This is a genomic window from Aporhodopirellula aestuarii, from assembly GCF_023701485.1.
In the GTDB taxonomy this organism is placed as follows: Bacteria; Planctomycetota; Planctomycetia; order Pirellulales; family Pirellulaceae; genus Rhodopirellula; species Rhodopirellula aestuarii.
Window position 1 is genome coordinate 154495 of the sequence record NZ_JAMQBK010000039.1, and the last position, 22645, is coordinate 177139.

General features: G+C 56.0%; 1 protein-coding gene. It reads right to left on the reverse strand.

Annotated features, from left to right (window positions below; genetic code table 11):
- Positions 1-78 precede the first annotated feature (78 nt).
- Positions 79-21672, reverse strand: coding sequence for a VCBS domain-containing protein (locus NB063_RS14970; RefSeq protein ID WP_322975227.1), 21594 nt, complete (start codon positions 21670-21672; stop codon positions 79-81).
- Positions 21673-22645: the final 973 nt, after the last annotated feature.

Genomic DNA, 22645 nt, shown 5'->3' on the forward strand with positions numbered 1-22645 from the left:
TTGAATGATGCCAGTGGGATTTTCAATTACCTACCACATGCCGGTTCACTTGTAGCTGGATACCAATTGTTGGGCTTTCTACGGCTTCAGTTTGTCATTGAGGCTGCCGAACAGCTGGTCGTCTCCCTTTTCACCCTTCAGGTCGTCTTTGTCGCCATCAGACAGCAGGGTGCCGACGGCCGCCTTCGCCGATGGTAAATCACCGGCAGTCCAAAAGGCCAATGCCATATCGAGCGCCGCGAGATCATTTTCGTTGGCAGCCCTGTCAGCGAACATCAAGTCATCCCCTTTGCCGCCTTTCATTTTGTCCTTGCCATCGCCGCCGATCATCAAATCGTTGCCGTTTCCTCCCTTCATGTCATCGTTGCCCGCACCACCGACGAGGATGTCATCGCCACCACCGTCGGATCCGCCATCGGAGCCACCATCGAGCTTGTCGTCACCGGCACCACCGAACAAGACGTCATTTCCACGTCCGCTATTAAGATCATCCTTACCGTCGCCACCATCGAGCAGATCGTTGCCGCCACCGCCGGTCAGCTTGTCCCTGCCGTCACCGCCGTAGATCTCAGCGTCGATCATAACATCTTTATGAAGTTTGGCTTTATCGTCGTCGCCACAAAGATGAATGACAATTTGGTCAAGATCCGCGACGTTGAAGTAGTCGGTACCACCATCACTTCCGCCGTCAGACCCACCATCACTGCCACCGCCCTTGTCGAGCTTGGCTTTGACTTTCAGCTGATCGGCTCCACCGTCGGAGCCTCCATCACTTCCGCCATCGGACCCACCGTCGCTGCCCAGTTTGATGTCAATGTCATCCCGCCCATCGGTACCAATGACGTACAGCACTCCGTCGACGAGTCCGACCCCTTGCGAGATGGCAGTGGTCGTCCACGTATCGGTGCCACCGTTGCTGTCTTCGACGGTTACCGAGATGACGAAGATTCCACCGGTGGCATAGTCATGACTCGCATCAAAAACATCAGCTATTTGATCGACCGACGCTAGAATTTCGGGATCGGAATCATCACCCCAATCCACGATCACCGTATGGGTCTCGTTAAGATCGACGTCGGAGAACGATCCATCGATCCAAACCATGCCGTCTGCCGAGCTATCGCACACCTCGTCATGGCTCGAGTTCAGGCCAGTCACGGTGGGATCATCATTGGTGCCGGTGATGGTCACCGTGATCAATCGATCGACCGTACCGCCGTTGCCATCGTACAGCGTGATGTTGAAGGTCTCGACCTTGGTTTCATCCTTGGCCAGATACTCAACCGCTGTGGCTGGGACACTGTAGTTCCAAGTGATCAGGCCACCGCTGCCGGTGTTCGTCGTGTCCGTCGTCACGCTGGCGTTCAATGTCCCCAGAGCCCCCGCCGATGCGGTGATCGTTCCGTCGATGTTATGAACGTCGAGCAGGTCGACGTCACTGAAGCCAATCGTACCCGAATCCGTCAGGTTGCCAGTCGGGGTGACTAGTTCGGTGACGGCACCGGTGACGTCGGATGAGTCGACGATTGGAGCATCATTCGTGCCCGTGATCGTGATCGTGACCGTGATCAGTCGATCAACGGTGCCACCGTTGGCGTCATCCAGCGTGATGCTGAAAGTTTCGACCTTGGTTTCACCGGCCTGCAGGTATTCCATGTCGGTAGCGGCCACGCTGTAGTCCCATGTGATAAGGCCGCCGCTGCCGGTACCGGTCGTGTCGGTCGTCACACTGGCGTTCAATGTACCCAGAGCCCCCGCCGAAGCGGTGATTGTGCCGTCGATGTTATGTGCGTCGAGCAAGTCGACGTCACTGAAGCCAATCGTGCCGGAATCGGTCAGGTTACCGGTTGGCGTGACCAATTCGGTGACTGCACCGGTCACATCGGCCACATCTACCAACGGAGTATCGTTGGTGCCGAAGATCGTGACCGTGATGAGACGGTCAACCGTACCACCTTGACCGTCATTGAGCGTGATGTTGAAGGTTTCGGCCTTCTCTTCGCCAGCCTGCAGGTATTCAACATCCGCAGCCGGCACGATGTAGTTCCAAGTAATCAGGCCGCCGCTGCCTGTGCCGGTCGTATCCGCCGTTACACTGGCCGTCAACGTTCCCAACGCACCAGCCGATGCGGTGATCGTGCCGTCGGCGATATGCACATCGAGCAGGTCCACATCGCTGAAGCCGATCGTTCCGCTGTCGGTCAGGTTGCCAGTGGGTGTGACCAGTTCGGTGACTGCACCAGTGACATCGGCGACATCCACGATCGCAACATCATTCGTGCCAGTGATGGTGACCGTGATCAGTCGATCGACCGTGCCACTCTGGCTATCATCAAGCGTGATGTTGAAGGTTTCGATCTTCTCTTCACCCGCTTGCAGGTATTCGACATCGGCTGCGGCCACACTGTAGTCCCAGGTGATCACGCCACCCGTGCCACTGCCCGTCGTATCAGTCGTGACACTGGCGGTCAGACTTCCCAAGGCACCAGTCGAAGCGGTGATCGTGCCGTCGATGTTGTGAACGTCGAGTAGGTCGACGTCGCTAAAGCCGATCGTGCCGCTGTCGGTCAGGTTACCGGTCGGCGTGACCAGTTCAGTGACTTCACCCGTCACATTTTCGCTGGCCACGACCGGGTCATCATTCGTGCCGGTGATCGTGACGGTGATCAAGCGATCGACCGTGCCGCCGTTGCCATCATCCAAAGTGACATTGAAGGTTTCGACCTTAGTCTCACTGTCTGCCAGATACTCGACGTCGGCTGCTGCGACACTGTAGTTCCAGGTGATCAGGCCACCACTGCCAGTTCCGGTGGTGTCCGTCGTCACGCTCGCGTTGAGTGTTCCCAGCGCTCCAGCCGAAGCGGTGATCGTGCCGTCGATGTTATGCACATCGAGCAGGTCCACATCGCTGAAGCCGATCGTGCCTGAATCGGTCAGGTTACCGGTCGGCGTGACCAATTCGGTGACCGCACCCGTGACATCGGCCACGTCCACGATCGCTGTATCATTCGTGCCGGTGACCGTGACGGTGATCAAGCGATCAACCGTACCATCGTTGCCATCATCCAAGGTGATGTTGAAGGTTTCGACCTTCGTTTCATCCTTGGCCAAGTACTCAACGTCCGCCGCTGGGACGCTGTAGTCCCAAGTGATCACGCCACCGCTGCCGGTATTCGTGGTGTCCGCCGTCACACTGGCGGTCAACGATCCCAAGGCACCTGCCGAAGCGGTGATGGTTCCGTCGATGTTATGCACATCGAGCAGGTCGACGTCACTGAATCCGATCGTGCCGGTGTCCGTCAGGTTGCCAGTCGGTGTAACCAGTTCGGTCACCGCGCTGGTCACGTCAGCCACGTCGACGATGGCTGTATCATTCGTGCCAGTAATCGTCACCGTGATCAGTCGATCGACCGTGCCACCATTGCCATCGTTGAGCGTGATGTTGAAGGTTTCAACCTTGGTTTCACCGGCCTGCAGGTATTCCACGTCTGCAGCCGCCACGCTGTAGTCCCACGCGATCAGGCCACCCGTGCCATTACCAGTCGTGTCCGCCGTTACACTGGCGGTTAGCGTTCCTAAGGCGTCCGCCGATGCGGTGATCGTGCCGTCGATGTTATGCACGTCGAGCAGGTCGACGTCACTGAAGCCGATCGTGCCGGTATCGGTCAGGTTACCAGTCGGTGTAACCAGTTCGGTCACCGCGCCGGTCACGTCAGCCACATCCACAACGGGAGTATCGTTGGTGCCATGGACCGTGATCACCACGTCAATGTTATCGGTACCATCGGCGGAGACTACGTTAAAGGTCTCGGTCGGTATCGCGCCGGCAGCCAGAGCTTGCACTGTGGTTGCCGCATTGTTGAGCGTGTAGCTCCAGTTGCCATCGGCGTCTACGCTGAACTCACCATATGTGCTCAGGCTGCTGGTCTGCGGAACGACTTGATCTTCACCGCTATCGACATCAGCCACCGTCAGGTTGCCGCTGGCCGTCAGCGTGCCATCTTCGAAAACGCTGCCGCTGGTGTCACCTGTAATCGTTGCGTCATCATTCAGGCCGCCGACCGTGATCATCACCACTTCGTTGGCAGTGTCGTCGACCGAAACCACCGTGAAGCTATCGCTGACCGAATCACCCGCGTTGAGATCCTGTGCGCTGCTGTTATCCAGCGTGTAGGTCCAGTTGCCCGACGCATTGATCCCGAATGTGCCGTAGGAACCGGCAACATTCGATTGGGCCGTGAAGATATCTTCACCGTCGTCCACATCGCTAACCGACAAGACACCTGTCACATCGATTATGGAATCCTCATCGGTCGAGCCCGTTGCCGTACCGCTAATCGTGGCTGCATCGTTGAGTCCGCCGATCGTGACCATGACGAATTCGTTGGCAGTACTGTCCACCGAAACCACCGTAAAGCTATCGGTGACTGAATCACCATCGTTGAGGTCCTGGACCGTGCTGTTGTTCAGCGTGTAGGTCCAGTTGCCCGCAGCGTCGATTCCAAACGTCCCGTAAGAACCACCGACATTCGACTGGGCCGTGAAGATGTCCTCACCGTCGTCGATATCGCTGACGGCCAGGGCGCCAGTCACGTCGATCGTCGAGTCTTCATCGGTCGAACCAGTTGCTATGCCGCTAATCGTGGCGTCATCGTTGGTGCCGTTGACCGTGATCACGACGTCAATGTTATCGCTGCCATCAGCCGAGACGACGTTGAACGTTTCGGTCGGTGTGTCGCCGGTTGCCAGGGCCTGCACGACAGCGGCCGAGTTCGTCAGGGTGTAAGTCCAGTTACCGTCGGCGTCGATAGCGAAATCACCGTAGGTGCCGGCAGTGCTGGTTTGAGCGACCACTTGGTCCTGACCAGCATCCACATCCGCTACAGTCAAGCTGCTACTGGCTATCAACGTAACATCTTCGGTAACGCTTCCGCTGGCATCACCCGTAATCGTTGCCAAATCATTCAGGCCATTGATCGCGATCACGATCGCTTCACTGGCAGTGCCATCGACCGATGCCACCGTGAAGCTATCGGTGACCGAATCGCCCGCGTTGAGATCCTGAACACTGCTGTTGTCCAGCGTGTAAGTCCAGTTACCTGCTGCATCGATACCAAACGTTCCGTAGGAACCATCAACATTCGATTGAGCGGTAAAAATGTCCTCGCCTTCATCCACATCGCTGACATTCAGGATGCCGGTCACATCGATCGTGGAATCTTCGTCAGTCAAGCCAGTTGCGGTGCCACTAATCGTGGCTGCATCGTTGAGTCCGCCGATCGTGACCACGACGACTTCGTTGGCAGTGCCGTCTGCCGAAACCATCGTGAAGCTATCGCTGACCGAATCACCGGCATTGAGATTTTGGACACTGCTGTTGTCCAGCGTGTAAGTCCAGTTACCCGCAGCGTCGGTGCCAAACGTCCCGTAGGAACCACCGACATTCGACTGGGACGTGAAGATGTCCTCGCCGTCATCGACATCGCTGACCGCTAGAGTACCAGTCACGTCGATTGTGGAATCTTCAACAGTCGATCCAGTTGCGGTGCCACTAATCGTGGCTGCATCGTTGAGTCCGCCGATCGTGACCACGACGACTTCGTTGGCAGTGCCGTCTGCCGAAACCACCGTGAAGCTATCGGTGACCGAATCACCGGCGTTGAGATCTTGGACCGTGCTGTTATCCAGCGTGTAAGTCCAGTTGCCCGACGCATCGATTCCGAAAGTACCGTAGGAACCATCGACATTCAACTGAGCCGTGAAGATATCTTCATCATCGTCCACGTCGCTGACCGCCAAGGTGCCAGTCACGTTGGTGGTTGCGTCTTCATTGGTCAAGCCAGTTGCGGTGCCACTAATCGTGGCTGCATCGTTGGTACCGGTGACGGTGATGGCGAACGAGCTATCGTCGCTGGCCAGTTGATTATCGGTGACCGTCCAGTTGACTACCACCTCGAGTTCTTCACCTTGAGCCAAGTACTGGTAGGCCGCATCGGCTGGATCTAGCGTCCAAGTACCGCCGGAGCCCAATGTCAGACCGGCCACTGTGGTGTCCAGACTGTAAGTGGCTGTGGTGCCAAGCACATCCACGTCCGTAGATGTCACTTGACCGCTAATCACCGCACCATCTTCAGCCGCCACTTCATCGTTCGCCAGATCGGCCACGGGAGCGTCGTTGGTACCGGTGACGGTGATGGTGAACGAGCTATTGTCGGTCGCCAGTTGATCATCGGTGACCGTCCAGTTGACTACCACCTCGAGTTCTTCAGCTTGAGCCAAGTACTGGTAAGCGGCATCGGTTGGATCGAACGCCCATGTACCACCAGAGCCCAATGTCAGGCCGGCCACCGCTGTGCCCAAGCTGTAAGTGGCTGTGGTGCCGAGTATGTCGACGTCGCTGGATGTTACTTGACCGATGATGAACGAGCCATCCTCAATAGCCGCTTCGTCGCTAGATAGATCGGCGACCGGCGCAGCGTTCGTGCCTTTGACCGAGATCGCCACGTCGATGTTGTCCGTGCCGTCCGCGGAGACCACGTTGAAGGTCTCGGTCGGCATCTCGCCCGCTGCCAGGGCCTGCACGATGGCGGCCGTGTTGTTGAGCGCGTAGCTCCAGCTGCCGTCGGCATCGATATCAAACGTGCCGTAAGTCCCGGCGCGGTCGACCTGCGGAACCACTTGGTCCTGACCAGTATCAACGTCTGTCACCTCCAGGTCTCCGCTGGCCGTCAGCGTACCGTCTTCAGCCACGCTGCCGCTGGTGTCACCGCTGATCGTGGCATCATCGTTGGTGCCAATTAGGGTAACTGTTACGATCGCAGAGTCAGTTCCACCATCCCCATCGTTGATGTTGTAGCTGAATGTGTCGGTTGCCAACTCACCCGTCGCAAGGAACTCGAATTGGCCGTTGGGGTCGTAGGTGACGTCACCGGCTGTGTAGCTGACGGTCCCTAGGGTTCCGGTCGTGTCGATACCCGAGATGACCAACGGGTCGGCTGCGCCCGCCGGATCCGTATCGTTGGCCAACACAGCGATCACGATTGCCGGGCCATCTTCGGCAGCATCTCCAACGTCGGGATTCGCCGTTGGAGCAACATTGCTAACCGTGATGACGGCCGCATCGCTTTGGGTACCGCCGTCTTCGTCTGAAACCGTGAACACGATCTCATAACTGCCGTTGTCATCTGGGGTGAAGTCGAACGAAGTCAGGTCCACGCCGCTGTCCGAATCGAACGCGGTGGCCGAACCATTCTTGAACACTTCATAGCTGTACGTCAGCGTGTCGTTCGCACCGGCCGGGTCGGTGGCACTGGCCGTGACATCGATTTGAGTGCCTTCGACACGCGTGGCGCTGATGCTATCGATCGATGGTGTCGGAGCGACGTTGCGGACCGTCACTGTTTCGCTATCATTGCCAATACCCGTATCGTCGTCGGTCACTACCACACTGATCTGATAGGTATCCGTTGGGTTATCGTCCAGGTACTGATGACTCAACGAGAATTGACGGGTACTTGGATCCCAGTTGATACCGTCAGCAATCTCGGCAAGTAAAGTATTCCCCAAATCAAATGCTTGGGAGTCATCGGGGCTCGAAGGGTCACCCCAATCCAGCTGCAATGAGAACGTTTCGGGCGATCCTGATTGCAGCACCACGTTATCGGTGTGCAGGCTTGGACTTCGCCAATGTACAGAAACCAGATTCTCGAAGTTCGTGAAGGAGATCGTCTCGAATCCGTACGTTCCGTCAGTCGTTGCCGACTGTGTAACCGTTGAACCATCCAATTTGGTGCCAACGAATGTAACCGTCCTGAATCTGTTAGCCTCATCAGGGTTGTATTCTGAGAGGTCTAGAGAGACCAAATCAAATAGCTCAGCATTATCATTCGTCAGTAGCGTTGTGCCTAACCAAAAACGATTGATGAGTCCAGCAGAGCCTGGATAAGCGGTTGATGTCGAACTCCCCATGGAACCTAGAGCCTCAGCGTCGCCACCTTGTCCAAGCGCACCTGAGAAACCTTGAAAGGCGAATCCATTTGTCGCATAGCTATCAAATGTGGAGCCAACTCCAGATCCAGCATGCGACAGGTCTTCAAAGTCAATTACGACGGTGGATGATTGAGCCGGATCGGAAATGACTCCGCTCAGTGTCGTCGTTCCGTTTTCATCGATGGAGGTGTCAGACAATGACACTCCCACGGTCGGAGCAATGTTGTCAACCGTGATGACTGCCGCATCGCTTTGGGTACCGCCATCTTCGTCACTGACCGTCAGCACGATCTCATAACTGCCGTTATCATCTGGGGTGAAGTCGAACGAAGTCAGGTCCACGCCACTTTCCAAAGCAGATGCGATCGTTGAACCGTCTTTGAAGACTTCGTAGCTATACGTCAGCGTGTCATTCACACCGGCGGGGTCGGTGGCACTGGCCGTAACGTCGACCTGGGTGCCTTCGACTCGCGTGGCGCTAATGCTATCGATGGATGGTGTGGGATCAACGTTCGCCACCGTCAGCGTCGACGTTGCAAGATCCGATTCACCAATACTATCGGTCGCTCTCAGAGCGATCGTGCGCGTCGAAAAATCATCCGCAAATGCGATGCTCGGTTGCTCACCACTTGTGTCGACTTCGAACGTTACCCCGTCATAGTCGAGGTCCCACTCAAACGTCATCAGGAAATTCGGATCCTCATTATCCGACGAGGCGGTTGCATCGAATGTGATCGAGGTCCCTTCCCCAGCGAGATAAGGGCCGCCCGCGTTTGCTGTCGGCGGTGCGTTCCCAGCCTCGGTCAGAATTACGTCACCGTCGGTGTAGTTAATCCGAAAGATCGAACTGTCGACAGTGAACGTGTCGCCGTCGTTAAGCGTCAAAGCACCGTACGTGAATGCACCGCTGATCGTCGAACCAATTCCGGTGCTTTCGACAATCGTGAACACATCCTGGCTACCGATTGCCGGTGCGGTATCGAGCGTGATCACAAGTTCCGAATCGCTCAAGGTGATGGTTCTACTGTCGCCACCGATTACGAGTTGATCGTAACTGCCCAAACTATCGAGATTCACCTCAAAACTCGCGACCGCGTCGAACATGACCGACCCGTGAACATTGACCGTACCGGTGTCTGTCAATGCGGGAGCTAGGTCGCCATTGAGAATCAGCGTATCGTCGGCGAGCGAGGTGCCAGCGAAGCTTTGCGTGATGTCACCGCCAGTGGTGATTTCCAACGCGTCCGCATTTGCCAAATCGATCGGGCCCGTGAAGATCACGTTTCCGCTGGCGGCCGAGCCGACGACGATATTGCTAGTTGTGGTGACCAGATCGAGTTCGGTATCGGTCAGGACAAACTGCCCTGAGCCCGTAGCGCCCAGATTGATAGTGCGACCCGCAGTGGAGGGGAGGAAGCTGACCGAGCCAGCGGACACGTGGACCGAACCTTCGAGATTCACATCCGCCGCCGTGATCAAGACGTTGCCGCCGGAGGTGGAAACCGATCCGCCAACGCTACTGGAAGCATTCCAGTCGTAAACGCGAGCCTTACCGATATTGATGCCATTGCCATCGCGTGGGGCTCCCAGGGCTAGGGTGTTTCCGTTCCCGTTCAGCGAAACCGAATAGCCCAACTGATCGAACGTATTGCCGTCGATTTTTTCGCCCCGCTGGCCCCAAGTGGAACCGTTCCAGTCATAGACGCGGGCTTGGCCGCGATTGTCAAACGTGCTGCCGGAGGGACCGTCGTGCAAGTAAGCTCCCGCAACCAGCGTATTGCCGTCGTCGCTCAGCGACACGGAATAGCCCGCACTATCGCCAGCCGCTTCGCCTTCGATGTCAATGCCTCGCTGCACCCACGCGGAGCCATTCCAATCGTAGACACGCGCATGGCCAGCATTACTACCGTTGCCATCGTTGCCGAAGGCTCCCACAACCAGCGTATTGCCGTCCCCACTCAGCGACACTGAACTGCCGGAATTATCGCCTGATGCTTCGCCGCTGATGTCGACGCCTCGCTGTACCCAGGAGGAGCCGATCCAGTCGTAGACGCGGACGTGGCCAGCAGAACCGTTTTTATAAGGGCCTCCCACGACCAGCGTGTTGCCGTCTTCACTTAGCGACACTGACCGGCCGAAAATTGTGAATCCATCTCCGTCGATATCCGCGCCCCGCTGGACCCAAGCAGAGCCACTCCAGTCGTAGACGCGGGCCTGGCCCGCCAAACCGCCGTTGTCGCTGTTGTAGGGGGCTCCTACGACCAGCGTGTTGCCGCCGCTTAGCGCCACCGACCAGCCAGACCAATCTCCTGCCGCTTCGCCGTCGATGTCTGCGCCCCGCTGCAGCCAGTCGGAGCCGTTCCAATCGTAGACGCGGGCATGGCCAGCGTCAGCGCCATTGCCGTCGTTGAACATCGCCCCCACAACCAGCGTGTTACCATCGACGCTCAGCGCAACCGACACGCCGGACTGATCGCCAGCCGCTTCGCCATCAATGTCCGTACCGCGCTGTACCCAAACAGCCCCGCTCCAGTCGTAGACGCGAACTTGTCCGGCATCATTCCCATTTCCATTATTGTCGTTGGCTCCAATGGCCAACGTGTTGCCGTCCGCGCTGAGCGCCACCGATGAGCCGGAGAAATCACCAACCGCCTCGCCGTTGATATCCAAACCCCGTTGCACCCAACTACCCATGACGGCGGCCGAAATATCCAGGCTGCCAACACCCTCGCCATCGCGATCGGCGTCCAGCCGTACATCTCCACCGTCCGTGGAGACCGCGGCGTTGAGCCTCAATCCGCTTGCGGCTGTCAGCTCAATGTCGCCACCGGAAAGTGTCCGGACCGAGTCATTGACCGTTAACGAATCCGCGGCTGAGATCTCAATGTTGCCATCTGCGAAAAAGCCGGAGTTATTATCAATTGCTCCTATTGTCAGTGAATCTGAATCGTTGACGTAAATGCTGCCGCCAAGCACCGCACCGGCGTCAATTATATCAACATGCACATCGATCGGATTGGTCGCTGTGCCAACGGATCCACTCGTTTGCATCAGCAACGAGTCAGCGATAACGTCGAGCCCTGGGTCAAGGTCTACAATTGCTGGAGTTACCTGGAAAACGACATCCGCGCCGGGTAACTCACCGTCGATGACGCCGCCATCAAAGGTAATAAGCCCCGAGGCCTCTACGTCGCCACCACCGGACAAAACCGGAGCACGCAACAGCAGGGAACCGTTCGGTCTTAGCCAAATCGTATTGTCACCGTTTGCATTGTCACTGTCGATTGTCTCATCGATAACGTCAACGCCACCAAGCCAAATGTTACCGCCCGCCGAGAACCCTCCCAAGGCGAGGCTAGCTCCGCCGATCGCCATGGTATCGGCATCCGCAATCCAGGCATCCCCACCGGCAGTCCCTTCAAGGTTGTCAACGTCAATGTCCAAGAATCCATTTCCAACGCCGAGCGGTTCACCGATATTCGAACCGGCATTCATCAATGCTGAGCTAGCAACAATAGCGGAAATTGATGCATCGTTGGTATCAAAAATTGAACCATTTGACGTGTCGACGTAAACCGCACCTGAAGTTATGACGGATTCCAACTGAATGTCGCCATCGGCTAACAATTCGACGTTGCCGGTTCCAGCGTCGATCTGTGATCCAGCATCCATGTTGATAGAACCGCCATTGTCACCAGTAGCATTGTCCCCGGTAACTGACACTGTTCCCGAGATTGAAGTGATAAGGCCGACCGCCCCAAAACGAACATGATCATCCGACAGCAAAGTAACCGTCCCAAGATCGCTGTTGATTGCCGACTGAATGTCGATCCCCGGTTGTCCTCCGGTGCCGCTGCCGTTGAGCGAGAGCGATCCGGTCGCCGTACCACTTCCGTCCGTCGTATAAATCGTTGCATCACCCGCCAATAGAATACCGGCAGCAGAATCCCCACCCGCAATTCCAGTAATGGCGATGTCCCCTGCCATACTGCTGACGTCTGTAGTGCTGCCACCAAGATAGACACCGAAATCATGACTTGTGCCCGCCCCACCTGTACCCTCAATTTTGATCGTCCCAGAACCCGTAGCTGATATTGTTTTGACTCCACTTGCGATGACGCCACTTCCGCTTCCAGAGCTTGTTCCGGTGATAGAGACCTCGCCATCGATGCTGTTGATTTGGGTGTCGGAACCTAGGAGAAGAATTCCATCGTTTTGATCCGCGCCAACTCCACCTGTCCCATCCATGGTGATGGTGGCAGCAGTTGCCCCCGTCCCCGTGGAGTTAATGCTGCTATCGGTTAGTTCGATACCACGATTCGCGGTACCCGATCCCTCTGACGTTCCAATGATCGAGATTGCACCCTCAACACTCGTAACATCCATGACGCTGCCTTGTAACCAGACGCCCGTGTTACCGTCCGCATCAACGCCACCTGTGCCGTCGATTGTGATCTTCGCCGCATAATCTCCGGTTCCGGAAGAAGAGATCGTGTCAAGACTCGCAAAGACACCAATGTTTGCTCCGCTCTCCCCCACTCCAGCAATACCAGTGATCGAGATTGCCCCATCGACGCTTACAACGCGACTATCGCCTCCCTGCAGGTGAACTCCACCATTGGCAAAAGTCCCTTCACCTCCGGTTCCCGTGATACTAATCTTCGCTGTCTCAGCTCCCTTCCCGGTCGACGATATGGCGTCAAAGTGGGATGCGTATACACCAAAGTTGTAGTCTTCAGTTGCGGTGCCTCCTGTCCCAGAGATTGCGATGTCGCCTTCAACGCTCGTCACTTTGGTGGTTTGACCACGAATATACACGCCATCATTGTTGCTTGTTCCGCTTCCTCCTATTCCATTGATGGTGATCTTCGCTGCATTAGTGCCATCGCCCGTAGACGCGATCGCGTCGATAAGGTTCAGTAGGACTCCCTGGTTCTCGGAGCCACTGCCATTTCCACCCGTTCCGTTGACTGTGATGTCGCCGTCAACGCTCGTGATATCCGTTGTCATACCGGCGACACGCACGCCAACATTTAAAGCTGAGCCAGTTCCGCCAAAGCCATTGATCCTAATCGCAGCCGCATTATCGCCAGTTCCCGTCGATGAAATAGTTTCGATATCTAAAACGTCAACTCCAAAACCGCCACCAACTCCATATCCAATGATCGTGATGTCGCCATCTACGCTTGTGACATCCGTAGTGCTGCCAAACAGTTGGACACCGTAATTTGCTTCGGCAATTGGACCGCCGTAGCCCTCGATGGTAATTTTCGCGGCATCAAGGCCCATTCCAGTCGAATGTATTCCATCGATTCCGAATAATGTGATGCCACCACCGTAGTCTGTACCTGCAGTGCCTGCGAGTTCAATGTTACCGTCAACGCTGTTCACCTTGGTCGTTGCGCCATCCACAATGATGCCCTGGCCCCATTCGCCTCCAAGGCCGTTGATTGTGATCGTCGCCGCGTCAGCACCTGACCCTGTCGATTCGATTCCTGCAATCCCGCTGACATGCACTCCATGCCCACCGACCGATCCTGACGTATCGCCGCCATATCCATGAATTGCAATGTTGCCATCACCACTGGTTATGTTTGTCGTGCCCCCTTCAACTACGACCCCACTATTACCTCCGGATGCCCCCCCGCCATATCCTATAATTGTAATCGTCCCAGCCATTTCTCCGACTGCTGTTGAGCGAATGGTTGTTCCATCGAGCAGGTGCACGCCGTTCGCCGGCGTGCCACTAAAGTCATCACCGCCCGAGCCGTAGAGCGAAATGATCCCGGAGCCTGTCGTTTCGATAATCGCGCCAGTCGCTTCGATTCCGGTGGAACTCTGTGTTGCGGAGTCACTCGCATTGGCAGTCAGGTAGATTCCACCATCAACAGTGCTCAGCCTAGAACTCGATTCGAGGACGATGTTCTGAGCTGCTGCCCAGAATATGGCGCCTCCGAGCGTGACAACTTCGCCGCTAGCATTGATATGGTCTGCAACAACTTGAAAGAACTTGTCGGACATGAAACCCAGATTGCCATCAACGCTAACTATGTCATAGCCAGTGTCACCATTGATGGCTAAGTTGGCCGAAAAATCTGCTGACAGGCTGTCAATGTTAACGATGTCATCACCCGTATCGCCTGCGTTCATTATCAGCGTGCCGGTCGGATTGACAAAGGTCACGGTTTCCGCGGCGACATCCGACGTGACGGTCGTGCTGCCGCTACCCGCATCGGTAACCGTCAACGTTTCTGAAGCCGTGCTATAATTAAGTGTCACGTTCGTGGCATTGATGGTCGAAGTGATCGGTTCTATTTCACTGTACGTAACCATTTGGCTATCGACATCGATGGTGCCACTGCTTGCGTCCGCAAACGTGTACGTCATTGCCGAGCCGACTCCCTGAAGTATTAGTTGGTCACCTGGGGTCGTGGAGGTATTTGTTCCACCGCGATAGTCTATCGGCGGGAGATCTGTGACCGCATCGAACAGCACCGTTAGACTGTCATCTCCGCCCACCGTGTCGACGATAATACCGGACGCCCCCGTGATACTCGAAAGTGTTACATCGACTGTATTTGGATCGATTTGAGTTGCACCGCTCTCGGCTTGAATCGTTTGGTTGGGATCATGCACGCGAACCTTAACGCCATTGATCGACACCGTGAGTGTGTCATCGCTCGTGCCGCCGCCGATGTCAATAATCAGTAGATTGTTCTGAGCATCAAGGCCAACAGATGTCTCTTCGTCCATGCCGGTGATCGTGATGGTAGCCACCGCGGTGTCAGATTCGCCGGACGGGTCTTCGATGGTGTAGATGAAGGTTTGAGTGGCCGTTTCACCGGTAGTCAAGTACTCAAAATCTCCGTTGGGGTCGTACGTTACAACGCCGCCGGTCAAATCGAGAGCGCCCTTTGTGATCGACGAAGCGTCGATTGCCGTGATGGAGATGGTGTCACCATCCAGATCGGAGTCATTTGCGAGAATCACGTCGGTGATGTCGGTTGCGCCATCGTCTTCGCCGAGATTAACTTCGCCGGACACATCGTCTTCTGCGAGCGGCTGGTTATTGCTGGGGGTGATCTCGAGACTTGCCACACCAACAGCGTAGTACTCTCCATTGGAGTCTTTCACGGCGTAAGCGATTTCGTCTTCGCCAATAAACTCGGCATCCGGAGTGTAAAGCCAAGTCCCTGCTGAAGGGACATCCAGTGAACCGTGCTCCGGCAGCGCCGTCACTTCCACTTCAAAACCAATCGGCAAGTCGAGCGGCGTAGTAAGGTCGATTGCGAATGCTACTCCGTCCGTCGTTGCGAACTGTTGATCGAAGTCGTCCAGCGGAATGTAGCCGTACCCGATATCAGAACGAATCACGGCGTTGCTGGCGTTTTCAAGCTTCAGACCGATGTACTCCATGAACTCCGGCGTCATGTCACCTTGCACCGCGACGGTGATCGTGCGCGACGTAGTGTCGCCAACACCCCACGTCAGGCTGCCGGACACGGCCGCGTAGTCACCGTCGGCCGTGGTGGCAGTTCCGTCGAACGTGCGATAGTCGACCTGCACCGACTGCGTCGGTACACCAACAATCTCTACCTCAAACGCTAGGTTGCTCACGCCCGAGTCACCTTCCTCGACGTACGTGTGGTGGACCAGTAGCGCGGGCGGAATAGCGATGCCAGCGGTCGTCGAATCAATCAGCGTCTGCAAAGGCAAGCCGGTGTAGGCCGACTCAATAACTGCTGCGGTGGTGGTGCCAGTCGCCAAGTCTTCCAGGGCCGATGCGACATCGGTGTGAGCAACTCGTTGTGAGCGAATCACTTGGTCGAGCAGGTCTGTCGGAGGTGAGTCGAGCAGTTGCTGGATGGTCGTGTTGCCGGCAGCGATTACCTCGGCCGCTGCGTCAACATCGCCGACTGCTAGGCTATAGCCGGTAGCATCGGCAACGCCAGCGATGATTCCCCGCTGAACAAACGGAGCTGCAAAATCAATCGTCGCGCCATCCTGGGCCAGCAGCGCCGCGATTTCGCCAAACGCCATGCCTGAAAAATACTCCACGTCAGGCGAGTCTGGCAGTGCGGCGTACATTCGGCTAATGAGCGCCACGGTATCCATGATTTGGGCGTTCACCACAACCGCCTGAATTCCTTCGTGGTCGTTCAAGCTGGCGGCGCGCACGTTGTCGAGCATTCCCAAGTCGTTGGCGGACAACTGGAATGCCTCGGCAAGACGAGTCTTGGCTGCCGCGAGCGAGAGTCCGCCGTCGGCGATCATGTGGTTAATGACCGTCGACAGGCCATTAATTACATACATTCCACCAGGCGCCGACAGGGGAGTCAGCAACGGCAATTCTTTCGCGATGTCCGTTCCGCCCGAGAGGATCCATTGACCCTCGGTCTCGTCGATGGCGTTATCGTCGTTGAGATCAAACGCGAGACCGATGTGCGCTAAAAAGTTACCTTCCAGATCGGTCGTGGCGATCAGTTCGGAGGGCTCACCTGCATCCTGAACTCCATTGTCGTTGGCATTCAGATAGTCGGCGACACCGTTGAAGTTCGCATCAAAGAACACGGTGGCGTCACTGACATAACCGTTGGCGCCGTTCAGTGGAAAGTTAAAGGTCCCCGCAGGAGAGAGAATATCAGCCGATCCTGACTGAACGAACGTAGAACTCTGTAAGTTTGGTGCAAGGATAGAAATCTCTGCATTCGCCGAACTTATTAAATTCTCGAGTGCCAGTGTGAAAGGTTGTGGCACCTTTTCCGCGGAGTGAGAACTGGCCGGTATTGGTGGTTTGGTATTCTGATGTGACGCAGTCGGTCTCTCTTTGTCGCGGACCGTCACCTGCTCGACGGGCAACGGAATGGCGAGGGCGCCAGCGGGATTTGTCTCGTTTGCTTGCGACGGAGTCGTTGCCTGGGCAATGCCGACCGTAAAAGTCTGGTCACCGTCAACGTCGGTCGGCACGGCGATGTTCACGTCAATGGCGATTGTTCCTGGCTGAATGACGAAGACGTTGTCTTGGGCACTTTGGCCATCGGATGTGAGTTGAAATCCAGAGCCTCCCGAGCCCGTCAGGTTGAACCCGCCACCGGCGGCCAATCGCACCGTGATGGGCTCAGTCGACGGACGTGACAGAGAAATGCGGGCCGTCGTGCTGCCGCCTTCCGACAATGATCGATCGCCAAGCAGCTTGATATTTACCTCGGGAGCCACGTCGCCATCGTCAGCGATTCGCATCGAAACGTGGTCGATCGGATTGCCAGATGCGGTGGAATGAAAGGTGTAGTCGCTCGCAAACTGGACGTTCAGCGTCTCGATTGCTTCGGGGATGAAGTCGTCGATCACGTTCAGTGTCACCAACTCCGTCGTTCCAGGCGTAACGCTCAGAGTACCGGAGATTGGTCCAGTAAAGTCTTCGTTTTGGGTCGCGGTTCCTGTGACCACGTAGGAGACGTCAATTGGTTCGGTCTGACTGCCATTGACTGTGACACCAAACTGCAGATTGCCTTCCCCTTCTCGAACCGTCGTGCCAAATGGGGCTCTCAAGCCAATCAGTGGGTCGTCGTCATACACCCAGATGCTATCCGGGTCGTCATGAACTTCTAATTCGCCGAGGATTGTTCCCGTAGCAAACGTTACTCCGGCGAATAGGTGACGACTGCCTTCGTTGGTAGCGTCGCCTGGCGGAGTGATCGTCAGCACCAACTGCTGTTCACCTTCCATCAGGAAGCCTTGACCTGTCGTATGATCATACTGGTCACCTGACACCGTAAAGCCACCTGATCCGCCGGGGGTGAGTGGGGCGTCTTCGCTCAGAGCGAGTCCCAGTTCGTAAGTGATCCTCTCAGGAGCAGGGGACGACAATTGAAGCACCAGATTGAAGGGGCCATCGTTCTCTTTTACGCTGGCGTCTTGAAACGACAAGAACACCATTGGCGGAGGATCGTCGTCATCCTGAATCGTCAAGGAGATCGAATTCAGCTCCGCAGCACCTACACGAACAAACGATGCGTCATCACTGGAAAAATCAAGCGAAATGCGTTCTAAAGGCTCGTCAAGTATGTCCTGACGAACTTCGATCGAGCCGGTGTGAGCCGTGTCCGCATCAATTGAAAACGTCATTTCGGCAGGCGGCATGTAGTCGGCGTTGACGGTTGCGGTCCCACCCAAATCCAGCGACACCACGACAGGTTCTTCCGCATCGCCGATTAGCGACGCGGTGTAGCTCACAACGCCGCTGTCTTCGTTCAAGTTTGTTTCTTGCGCCGACAATTTGATCAGAGGATCGTTGTCGCGAATGGCGAACTCCAGCTTGTCCTGGTCGCCGGGTCGTACGTAGGGGATATCCCCGACTTGATCGCCAGATGGGACAATCAGCACCACGCGCAACTGTTCGCTCAATTCGTGCAGGTCGTCGTCGAGCAATGCAATCGTTCCCGAAACCGATGTTTGTCCTTCGGGAATGGTGAGGGACGTGGCGTTCACTTCGTAGTCGTCGCCAAGGGTGACATATCCGGCAGCGGTCGCTAGGTCGATGCCAAAGGTAACGTCTTGGGTGGCCGCCCTGTCTAGTTCGACAGTAAAGGGGATTTCCCCGAACGACTCGAACATTTCGCTGGGAGCAGTCGTGGCAATCGAAGCGGCCGGAATATCGTCGTCGTAGATGTCGATCCGGGTTTCCGTAAGGCTGCCCAGGATAGCGTTGGTGGGTTGACCAAGCGTCAGGGTGATCGAGGTCTTCGATTCGGCGCTCGTATCGTCGATGAGATCGAAGTCAAACAGCCCGGTCGTGCTGCCCGCAGGGATCGTGACATAACCGATACTTGGCCCCACAACGATGTCATCGCCCGCGTTGGCAACTGTGAATGGGACCGTGATCTCCGTGTCGGAAGGCTTCGAGACAAGCACACGAGGGCCCAGACTAATCGCGCCGCCATCCCCTTCGTGGCGAATGAAGTTGGCTCGGTCAAAGTAAACCAGCGGCTGATCGTTTTGAGGGATAGTTACCAGCTTTGTCGTGCGCAGCGTGGGCAAAGTAGCCAGATCGGCCTCCGCTGAAGCGTCGAGTGTTATTTGGATTGTCTCAGCTGTTTCGGGCAACGTATCGTTGATCAGGTCGATTCTGGCGCTCGCACTTTGACTGCCTGCCGGAATCGTGATGGCGGTCGTGTCGATCGTGAAGTCGTCGACGTTGGTCGCGGTGCCTGACAAGTTGAGCGGAACCACCACGTCCCGGCCCGACACCTTGGTCAATTTGGCGGTGACGGTGGTACTCGCACCAAAATCCTCTTCCAGCGTTACGAAGGGAGCGGTAAGAAACACGGTCGGCTTAGCATCATTATCCAAAATGTCGACTTGGTGCGTTACCGTCGTGCCAAGACTGGCACCCACCGGGGTACCGAGGGTCAGGATAACGGTCTCGACATCTGCCTCGTCGAGCACGTCATTCAGGATGCTAAAGGTGACGTTGGCCGTGGTCTGACCCACGGGAATGACGAACGTTCCCGGAGCAAGCGTATGATCCGAACTGTCCGCCGTGCCGCCGATGGTATAGGGCACGGTAATCACGTTAGCAGCAGGCGTGGCGGTCGCAAGGGACACGGTGACCACGCCCGCCCATTCGTCGACGGTCTGACTTGCGGCCGTGAACTCCACGGGCGCGCCGATCACGACCAAAAAGGCCTGCTGGGTCGATGCCCCCGCGTCGTCTTCCACGGTGACCGTGGCCGAATAAGTGCCGGATGCTGTGAAACTATGGGTAGGACTTGTCAGATCGACGCCGGACGCCGTCTGACCGTCCCCAAAGTCCCAAGTGTAAGTGAGCGTATCACCGCTCCCTGGATCGGACGCGTCGACGGCAAAACTCAGGGTTTCGCTGATCTGACCCGTCACGTCGGGCACACTATGGATGACGGGCGCGGCGTTCGTAACGGTCATCGTCGTCGTCGCTAGGTCGCTCAATCCACCAGGGTCGGTGACGCGAAGTGCGATTGCACGGGCAGCGAACTCATTGTCGAACTGCACGGTTGGTTGTTCGCCTGTCGCATCAACATTGAATGATCCATCAAAATCGAGATCCCACTCGAAAAGGAGACCCGAGTTGGGTGTTTCGGAATCGTGCGAACCCGTACCGTCGATTGGGATGCCGCTTCCCTCGGTGCCGCTATAGGATCCTCCGGCGTTGGCCATGGGGGGAGATGTCTCTTGCAGGATGTAGAGTTCACTGCCAGTGGCTGGTAGGTTCACCGTCAGATAGGTTGTCGTTCCGTAGTTAGCGAGGAACCGTTCGCTTAGTTCAAATTGATCGTGGACACCACTGGCGATATCGAGTAGCTGCTCGGTGGCTTGCGTTGATGGATCGTAGGACCACAAGCCGCCATTGCCGTAGCCACCACCATCGAGGAACAACAACTTGTCAACCGTTGCTGCAAGCCCTCCGCTGCCCCACGAAATATCAAACTCTGGCGAGTCGAGTTCGGTCGGAACTTCGCCAACCACAAAATTCGACGAACTAGTTGCTGGGTTGAACTCGACAATCCCACGGTATGAGTAGCTACCGGTGAGCCAAAAGTCCATCACATCGTGGAACTCGCCATCGAGAGGAGTCCCCCACATATCGACTGGGAAGATGTTCCCCTCCAAGTCCGTGCCTTCGAACATTGGGATCGACCGTGTTGCGGTGAAGTAGAGCTTGCCGTTGAGAACAACAAAGTCTGTGAGATCAGACGATGAATCTCCCCACGCGTCGGGTTCGTTGTCGCCGGTAGCAAGGATCTCTTCGTCGAAGGGATTAACCCGTGCGACGATCGTGACGCCACTGCTTCCGTAGCCTGCAGAGCCGTCTGCGATGGCAAGTTCATAATCGTCAGAAACGGTGTTGCCATTGTCGTCGTTGAATGGGAAGTAGACTTCGCCACCAACGCTGCGGGTATCCTCTTCTAGATTAAATGGTGGCATCGAGTCCCACAGGTAGTCGGTCGACACTTCGTGGGAGACGGAGTTGGTGGCAACATCAACGCTATAGAGATTATTAATTCCGAACGTGGCCTCCGTGGCGTTGTACCCCGCCCAGAAGTAAAGAGTGTTTTCACCAGCGACCAAGTTCCACGGGCTGGTTGAGTCGGATGAGTTATCAAGATCCACAACTAGCGAGACCCCCACTCCAGCATCATAACGCCACAACTCGTCGCCAACATTGCCATCATCGGCAGCGAAAAAGAGAATGTCGTCAACCGCAGTTGCACCGCTGGTGTAGATGGGCGATAGCTGCGTCAGAGTGTTATTTTCGGGGTCATACCCAACCAGCTCACCTGAACGACCGAAGACAAGTTGGCCCTGGAAATCCAAAAGGTCCGAGCCCGCCAGTGGCAGCCCGGACACAGGATCAAGCAGCTTGCTGGTGGTTCCGGTCGCGGGAGTATGCCGCCAAATACCGTGGTCCGTCGCGTCATTGGCGGTGAAGTACAAACTGTCGCCGATGATAGTCAGTTCGTCCGGGCTGCTATCCGCCGAACCGGGGTTAATATCGGCGACCAGTGTTAGGTCGACGGCCAACAGGTAGCGATTTTCCAACGGTTCCAACCGCAACAACCTGTTTCGAAGCAGCCTCCGAGCCGCAAGAGCATTGGATTGTTTTTGATTTCGTTTGCGTTTCTTTGGTGCAAAGCTGTTGGCGGACATTTCGGTTTCCATTGACGCTTGGGGGGGACGGGATGCGTTTGGGTGGCCGTCGGAGAATCAGTTGTCAGTACCTGATTGCAATCCTTTCGGTGACTCTCGTTTGTCTTCCCTGCGGCTTTGGGCCTATAATGCGAACGTCCATGTTCCCATCCGCGCGCACCCTGCGCCGTCTGGGGAGATGTCTTGTCCGGCGGGGACTGTGATTGCCGTCGTGGACCCCGCCGGGCGCTTTTTGTTGTTCCTGTTTTGATTAGGTCATCGAAACACCTCTTCTGCCTGGGTGATTCCTTTCGCTCGGCACCTCTTGCCGGGGCGTCGTGGCTTCAGCTTCCTGTACTCAGGATCGTTAAAGAACTTCATTGAGAGTGGGGCGACTGACACTGAGCGCAGAGCCGTTAAGATATCTCGTGGTTCACAGGTCATCCGTATTGGTTCCGTGCTCAGCGATGTGTTTTGTGCAATGCGATCCTTTTGCTTCACCCATTTCACACTGTTTGAAATCCGGCGATCCTTCTTCGTTCTTTTCATCACGAGCAAAGGAAACTCAAACAAACAAAAGTGCTCATCTGAAAATCAACTCGCTTTCGCTCCAGCACGGCAACCCATTTGCGCCCTGATAGAAGCGGTGCTTTTTTAAGCACATCCCATTCCTCTGGCGTATGGCAATATGTCACACGCTCGGTCATCGTGTACAAAGCAATGTACGAGATAGGCAGTAGAACAGGATCTTGATCAAGTATTTGATGTCGCTGTCCGCTAGCGAGAAATCTTGAAAGATGATGTTCTACTGATTGTCGAAATTTCATCGAACTGTGCCCTGCTGAACATAGTGTGCATAAGCACACTTTCAACCGTGACTTGTGCCGTATTCGTACGCTCAATCATCGCGGCTCAGCAACTGATATGTGAGCAACAAGTTTGAAATTGTTGACGATCCAACGGCGATTTCCATAGTCTCTTCATGGGAACACGT

Excerpts from the sequence above, each read along its gene's own strand:
- NB063_RS14970 (WP_322975227.1), bottom strand. The coding sequence starts at position 21,672 with ATGTCCGCCAACAGCTTTGCACCAAAGAAACGCAAACGAAATCAAAAA.